At 71.4% G+C, this 7,440-nt stretch carries 5 protein-coding genes; all 5 read left to right on the top strand.

Translation table 11 applies throughout. From position 1 onward, the window contains the following. Nucleotides 1-134: 134 nt before the first annotated feature. The 5 genes from D6689_17385 to D6689_17405 all read left to right on the top strand — a co-directional run bounded on the left by D6689_17385 (nucleotide 135) and on the right by D6689_17405 (nucleotide 7,009). Nucleotides 135-638: a class I SAM-dependent methyltransferase gene (locus D6689_17385; protein ID RMH39182.1), complete on the top strand. Its 504-nt coding sequence runs from the start codon at nucleotides 135-137 to the stop codon at nucleotides 636-638. Between the two features lie 309 nt (nucleotides 639-947). Next, the gene (locus tag D6689_17390) at nucleotides 948-1,628 is read left to right on the top strand and encodes a TetR/AcrR family transcriptional regulator (protein RMH39183.1); all 681 of its coding nucleotides are present in this window, start codon (nucleotides 948-950) and stop codon (nucleotides 1,626-1,628) included. After that, nucleotides 1,625-2,998 (top strand): TolC family protein, encoded by a 1,374-nt coding sequence (locus tag D6689_17395; protein ID RMH39184.1) that lies wholly within the window; start codon nucleotides 1,625-1,627, stop codon nucleotides 2,996-2,998. Before D6689_17390 ends, D6689_17395 begins: the two co-directional genes overlap by 4 nt. Nucleotides 2,999-3,008: 10 nt before the next feature. Further along, nucleotides 3,009-3,914, top strand: a complete 906-nt coding sequence (locus tag D6689_17400) for an efflux RND transporter periplasmic adaptor subunit (GenBank protein RMH39185.1) — start codon at nucleotides 3,009-3,011, stop codon at nucleotides 3,912-3,914. Between the two features lie 29 nt (nucleotides 3,915-3,943). Further along, nucleotides 3,944-7,009: an efflux RND transporter permease subunit gene (locus tag D6689_17405; GenBank protein RMH39186.1), complete on the top strand. Its 3,066-nt coding sequence runs from the start codon at nucleotides 3,944-3,946 to the stop codon at nucleotides 7,007-7,009. Nucleotides 7,010-7,440 lie beyond the last annotated feature (431 nt).

Here is a 7,440-nt window from a genome sequence, read left to right on the forward strand (position 1 = left end):
GCGAGGTTGCGAGATGCGAGGCGAGGTTCGGCGCACGCCCGAAGCGCACGAGGGCGCGTATAAACATACGGAACCGAAGGGCGCGAGGACGTACGCCGAAGATCGCCCGCAGATCGCGACCGCAGCCAGCGGCTATGCGCAACAGCCTCCTAGACCTCGCCGCCGGCGAGGGGCGCAACGCGCTGTGGCTCGCCGAGCGCGGCTGGGACGTGGAGGCGGTGGACTTCGCCGAGCGCGCGCTCGAGCGCGGCCGCGCCCTCGCGGCGCGGCGCGGCGTCCGCGTCCGCTGGCGCAACGAGGACCTCACCGCGTGGGCGTCCGAGGCGCGCGCGTACGACCTCGTGTTGATCGCCTACTTGCACCTGCCGTGGGATGCGATGCGCCCCATCCTCGAGCGCGCTGCGGCCGCCGTCGCGCCGGGCGGTACGCTGCTGTTGGTCGGACACGACCGGCGCAACCTCACCGAGGGCTACGGCGGTCCGCCGTCGGCCGCCGTGCTCTACGGACCCGACGACGTGGTGTCGGCGCTCGGCGATTTGCGCATCGAGCGGGCCGAGACGGTCGAGCGCGAAGTGGCGACCGGCGAGGGGCCTCGCGTCGCCCTCGACGTGCTCGTCCGCGCCCGCCGCGAGCGGTGAGGCCAGGCCCCCGCCGCCTTTGGCGGCGAGATGCGAGCGGAGCGCCACGCGCCGATCCCGGCGCCGCGTGCGGCCGGCGGCGGTCGGCCCGAGCGACCGGACGGACGAGCCGGCTCGGCGCTGCACAACCGCGTGATCCGTGGCCAAACCCACTCCGTCGGGGAGCCCGCAGCGGCCGAGCCGCGCCCTGGCGCGCGCGGCGGCGCGGGAGCCGTCGACTCCGCATCACCGGGCGCCCACGGCCGGCAGATTGCACAATCTGCTTGACACGTGAACGAATATTCATGAGTGTGAACCTCGATTCAACTAATGGGAGTGCGCCGACAGCAACGCGGGCGCCCCGGCACACGGGGAACGAGGGGCGGCAGCGCCCCGCGCGGCGCGCTGCGCGACCGGGCCCGCGCCGTGATCCGCGATGCGATGCTGGACGCGGCCGAGCGGGTGTTCGCGACGGCCGGATACCAGGGCGCGCGGATGGTCGACGTCGCCGCCGCCGCGGGCGTCGCGACGGGCACCTTATACAACTACTTCGAGAACAAACAGACGCTGTTTCAGTCGCTTGTCGAGCGTCGGCTCGCCGAGTACAACGCGCGCATCGCCGCGGCGTGTGCGGCGGTGTCCGCGCCCGACGACGAACTTCGTGCGCTCGTTCGCGTGTCGTTCGAGTTCCTCGACGCGCACCGCGCCATCTATCGGGTCTTCGCCGAACTCGGCGGCGGATCGATGATGGGTGTGCGGGTCGTGGGCGGGGCGGCCGCGGCCGCGCTGCAGGAGGAGTACCTGCGCACGTACCAGCGCGTGGTCGCCCATCTGCTCGCGGCCGGCCGGCTGCGGACGGATGCTCCGGCCGGCCAGATCACCGCGTTCTTGATCGGGACGATGACCGGCGCGGTCCAGGACTGGATGATGACCGGCGACGCGGCCCCGCTGTCGGCGCGCGCGGCACTCGTCTGCGACCTGTTTCTTTCGGGCGCGGGAGCCAAGCCATGAACCGAATCGTTGCGATATCAACCCTTGCGTTGGCGCTCGCGGCGCGCGCACGGCCGGCGGCGGCCGACCGCCTCACGTTTGATGCCGTCGTCGACATCGCGCTGTCCGACAGTCCAGACCTGGCGATCGCCAACGTCGCCGTGTCCGCGGCCAATACGCATCTCGAGTCGACGCGCGCTCTGTATTGGCCGCGCGTGTCGGTCGACGGCAACGCCCTGATGTGGGGCAGCGACATCGCGTTCGACATCCCCGTGCCGTGTGCCGACGATCCGGCGACTCCGGCCAACGAATGCCCGATGGGCGTGGCGCTGCAATCGGTCACCGTGCGCGATCGCGTGACGGCGAACGCGAAGGTCACGGCGACCCAGGGGATCACGCCCCTGTGGGTGATCGCCGAGATGGTGGACGCCGACGAGGCGGCCGTCGCCGTCGCCGAGGCCGAGCGCGCGACCGCGCGGCTGGAAGTGGCATACCGCGCGGCGGAGGGCTACGTGCGGCTGCTGCAGGCCCAGGCCGCCCGTTCGATCGCCGAAACCGGCGTCGCCCAGCTCGAAGCGCACCTCGAGCGCGCGCGCGCGTTGCACGACGGCGGCGTGCTCGAGCGCGTGGACGTGATGCGCATCGAGGCGGCGCTCGCCGAGGCGAGACAGCGGGCGATCGCCGCCGCTCGCGGCGTCGGCATCGCCCGCGATGCGCTCATTTTCACGCTGGGGCTCGCGCGCGACGCGGACGTCGACATCGCCGACGACCTGCCCGCGACGCCGCCACCGCCGCCCGCGCTCGACGGCGGTGCGGTCGACGACGCGGCGGAGCATCGGCCCGAGGTCGCCGCGACACGCCAGCGGGTCGCCCAGGCCCGCGCGGCGGCTCGCATCGAGCAACTTCAGCGGTTGCCGCGCGTCTACGCCGTGGCGACCTATCAGCGCACGGAGGGCGGCGGTACGTTTCAGGCGGCTGACGACTGGTTCGTCGGCGTCACCCTGCAGTGGGACGCGTGGGACTGGGGGCACCAGCGCAAGCGCGCCGCCGCGGCCGCACTGGACGCCGAGCGCGCCAAGCTGGCGGCGGCGCGGCATCGCGATCGGGTTCGCCTCGAGATCGCGCGCGCCGCCGCCGACGCCCGGTCGGCCTACGGCGCGGTCGCGGTCGCCGCCGCCGGGCTCACGGCTGCCGAGGAGGCGTTTCGGATCCGGCGCGAGCGGTTCGACGCGGGCGCGCTCACCGCGACCGATTTGCTCGACGCCGAGACGGAGGTGACCCGCGCTCGGCTCGGCTACGCCAGCGCGCGCTACGACTACTACCTCGCGCTGGTCGCGCTCGCGCGCGCGACCGGCCGGCTGCCGGGACCGTTCGTCACCGGCGGAAAGTGATGCAAGCCCGATGCGTGGACGACGATGGACCGCAGTGAGTTTGGCCGCGCTGGCGCTCGGCGCCGCCGCGTGTAGCCAGGAGAGTTCCGGCCCCGGCATCCCGCCGGCCGCCGGCCCGGGCGCGCCGCCGCGCGAGCCGTTGCCGGCGATCGCGGGCTCCGCCGACCGGGCCGCGGCGCCGGCGGCGGCGAACGTGACGACCGGCACCACGTTTCCGATCCGGTCGGCGCAGATTGGCCCCAACATGTCCGGCGTCATCGCCAAGCTCCCGGTCGACGAGGGGGACCGGGTGCGCAAGGGCGACCTGCTGTTTCGCCTGCGCACGACCGACTTGAGCCTGCGGGTGCAGCAGGCGAAGGCGGCGCTCGATGCGGCGCGCGTGCGGCTGGACGCGGCCAAGCGAGAGTACGACCGCACGCGCCGACTGTTCGACAACAACGCGGTCGATCAGGCGACGTGGGAGCGGGTACAGGCCGAGTACGACGGCGCGCGCGCCGGCGTCGCGGCCGCCGAGGCCGCGCTCGCCGTCGCCAACCAGGCGCTGGCGGACGCGAGCGTGCGGTCGCCGATCGACGGCGTCGTCACGCGCCGGTTCAAGAACGTCGGCGAAATGGTCACGATGATGCCGCCGACGGTCGTGCTCGTGGTCGAGGACCATTCGGAACTCGAACTCCGGTTCAACCTGCCCACGCGGGTGGCCGCGCACGTGAAGGTCGGCGACCCGGTCACGGCGCGGTTCGACGTCACCGGGGCGACGCGTGTCGCCGAGGTGAGCCGGATCAGCCCGAACGTCGACCCGCGGACGCGCACGGTCGAGGTCACCGCGCGACTACACAACGAAGACGGCGCGCTCAAAGCCGGCATGCTCGCCAAGGTCGAGCTGCGCGACGGCGGCGCGGCGGAGAACGCCCGGTGAGACTCGCCGATACCGCAATCCGGCGGCCGGTGTTCGCCGTCATGCTGATCGCGGCGTTGGTCGTGTTCGGCGTGTTCAGCTATCCGAATGTCGGCGTCGACCTGTTCCCGAACGTCGAGTTTCCCGTCGTCACCGTGACGGTCGTCTATCCCGGCGCGGACCCGGCGTCGATGGAATCGAAGGTCGCCGATCCGATCGAGGAGACCCTCAACACGATGGCCGGGATCAAGACGCTGCGCTCGGTCAACCTCGAGAGCGTCTGCCAGATCTTGATCCAGTTCGACCTGGACGTGGATCCGGACACCGCCGCGCAGGATATTCGCGAGCGGATCTCGGCGATCGAGCGCAACCTACCCAGTGGGATCGAACCGCCGGTGGTTCAGAAGTTCGACGTCGGCGCGGCGCCGATCATGTCGATCGCGCTGTCGGGCGACCTGCCGGCCCGCGACCTCACGCGCATCGCAGACGAGGTGGTCAAGGAGCGGATTCAGCGCCTCCGCGGCGTCGGCTCGGTCGAGTTGATCGGCGGACGCGATCGCGAGATTCAGGTCTTCGTCGATCCGGCCAAGCTCGCCGGCCGGGGATTCACCGTCGCGGACGTCGCGGCGGCGCTCCAGGCGCAGAACGTCGAGCTTCCGGCGGGGCGCATCGAGGAGGGCCCGCGCGAACTGACCGTCAAGACCAGGGGCGAGGTGCGGTCTGCCCAGGAGATCGCCGACATCGTCATCACCGGCGTCGGCGGGGCGACGATCCGCGTCGGCGACGTCGCGACCGTGGTCGACGGCACCGAGGAGGCGCGGTCGTGGTCGTCGATGGACGGCGTGTCGGCCGTGGCGCTCGTCGTCCGCAAACAGTCCGGGGCGAACACGGTCGCTGTGGCCCGCGCCGTTCGCGCGGAACTCGCGAAGCTCGCCCCGCGCGTCGAACGCGACGGAGTGCGCATCGCGATCCCGAGCGACACGTCGACCTACGTCGAGACCGCGATCGGCGACGTGCAGTTCGACGTCTGGTTCGGTGCGGCGCTGGCCGTCGTGATCATCTTGTTTTTCCTGCACGACTTCCGAGCCACGCTGATTAGCGCCATCGCCATCCCGAGTTCGCTCATCGCGACCGTGGCCTTCATCGACGTGATGGGGTTCACGTTCAACAACATGACCATGCTCGCGCTGTCGCTGTCGGTGGGCATTCTGATCGACGACGCGATCGTCGTGGTCGAAAACATCTACCGTCACTTTGCCCAGGGGAAGCGGGCCGAGGTCGCGGCGTCCGAGGCGACCGATGAGATCGGTCTCGCTGTGTTGGCCACGACGGCGACGATCCTGGCCGTGTTCGTGCCGGTGGCGTTCATGAAGGGGCTGATCGGCCGGTTCTTCTTCCAGTTCGGCTTGACCGTGAGCTTCGCGGTGTCGGTGTCGACCCTCGTGTCGCTGACGCTTACCCCGATGCTGTCGTCGCGACTGCTGCGCGTGCAGCAGCGGCCGCCGAACGTGCTGTTTCGCGGGTTCAACCGGATGATCGACGCGACCACGCGCGCGTATCGCCGGTTGCTCGACGCGGCGCTGCGCCACCGGATCGTCACGCTCGCGATTGCGGGGGCGTCGTTCGTGGGCGCGATCGCGCTGGTCGCGCAGGTGGAGGCCGAGTTCATCCCGCCGGAGGACCGCGCGGAGTTCGACGTCACGATCGAACTGCCGACCGGCACGTCGCTGGCGGCGACGACCGCGTTCGTCGAAGCGGTCGCGCGCGACCTTCGCGCCCACGGCCCCGGCGTGGTGGGGACGTTCGTCACCGTCGGCGGCGGGTCGCGCGCGGAGATCAACAAGGGGAGCATTCGCGTGCTGATGACCCACCATTCCCAGCGGTCCTTTCACCAGGAGGACGCGATGGCGTGGGTGCGGCGTCGCTACGAGGACGTCCACGGCGCGCTGGTCACCGCGACGCCGGTCGCGCAGGTCGGTGGCGACAGCGGGTTTCGCCAGCAGGCGGTGCAGTTCAACATTCGCGGCTCGGACCTGGACGAGCTGGAGGCGGCCGCAAACGCGCTGGTCGCCGAGTTGCGCAAGGTGCCGGGGTTCGTCGACCTGGACACCACGCACCGCAGCGGCAAGCCGGAACTCGCGATCGAGATCGACCGGGATCGCGCGGCCGCGCTCGGCGTTCCGGTCGCCACGATCGCCACCACGATCCGCGCGCTGCTCGCCGGAGACAAGGTCACCGAACTCAAGGACGGCACCGATATCTACGATGTGATTCTGCGGCTGCCCGACGAGGACAAGCGCGGATTCGAGCGGCTCGCTAACCTGGCGGTGCGGTCCACGACCGGGCAACTCATCGACCTGGCGAGCGTCGTTGCCGTCGACCGCACGACGGGGCCAGCGCAGATCGAGCGCCAGAGCCGGCAGCGCCAGGTCACTGTGCTCGCGAACCTCGAGGGGTTGCCGCTCGGTCGCGCAATCCAGATCATCGAGGCCAAGGCGGCGGAGGTGGTCCCCGACCACCTGACCACCGACTACGCCGGCATGGCGGAGATCATGGGCGAATCGTTTCGCTACATGGTGGTCGCGCTGATGCTCGGCGTGATCTTCGTGTACATGGTGCTCGCGGCTCAGTTCAACAGCTTCATGCACCCGTTTACGATCATGCTGTCTTTGCCGCTGTCGGTGGTCGGCGCGTTCGGCGCGCTGTTTGCGTCCGGTATGACGCTGAGCATCTTTTCGATGATCGGCGTGATCATGTTGATGGGGCTCGTCACGAAGAACGGGATCTTGCTGGTGGACTACACCAACACGCTGCGCAAGCGTGGACTGTCGATGCGCGACGCGCTGCTCGAGGCCGGTCCGGTGCGACTGCGTCCGATCCTGATGACGAGCGCGGCGATGATCTTCGGCATGTTGCCCGTGGCGTTCGCACTGAGCGAGGGCGGCGAGATTCGCGCGCCGATGGCGGTGGCGGTCATCGGCGGGCTGCTGACCTCCACGCTGCTCACCCTGGTCGTGGTGCCGGTGGTCTACAGTCTGCTCGACGCCGCCGCGCACGCGCGGCCGGTGCGGTGGCTGAGCCGCAAGGTGTTCGCCGGGACGGGGCATGCCGGCTGACGAGGCGCCGGGCCGCCGGGGGCGCGCGGGCGGGCGCCGCGGGGCCGCGCGGCAGACAGCGGCGACAAGGGGTTTGCGCCGGCGCGTGGCGGGGGCATACTGGCGGCCATGCGGATTGCAATGACGGTCGCGATTGCCGGGCTGCCGGCTATGGCGTGGGCGCATCCGGGGCACGGCGTGGCACCCGGGACATCGGTGCTGCACGCGGTGATGGATCACGGGTGGGGCGCGGTGTTCGTCGCCGCGGCGGTGGCGGGCGCGGTGGCGCTGTGGCGGCGGGCGCGGTGGTAGTGCGGCGGGCGACGACCGCGGGCGCCGGGCGTGCGAGGCGCGCCGGGCGAGTGTGCGCGTGGCTGGCGGCCGCGGCCGCGGCCGCCGCGTGCGGCGACAGCGACGGCAGCGCGCCGGACGCGGCGGGCGCGGTCGCGGAC

The organism is Deltaproteobacteria bacterium (genome assembly GCA_003696105.1).
Classification (GTDB): domain Bacteria; phylum Myxococcota_A; class Polyangia; order Haliangiales; family J016; genus J016.

Coding starts and splice junctions, on each gene's coding strand:
- D6689_17390 (RMH39183.1), top strand. CDS start 948: ATGGGAGTGCGCCGACAGCAACGCGGGCGCCCCGGCACACGGGGAACG.
- D6689_17385 (RMH39182.1), top strand. CDS start 135: ATGCGCAACAGCCTCCTAGACCTCGCCGCCGGCGAGGGGCGCAACGCG.
- D6689_17395 (RMH39184.1), top strand. CDS start 1,625: ATGAACCGAATCGTTGCGATATCAACCCTTGCGTTGGCGCTCGCGGCG.
- D6689_17400 (RMH39185.1), top strand. CDS start 3,009: ATGCGTGGACGACGATGGACCGCAGTGAGTTTGGCCGCGCTGGCGCTC.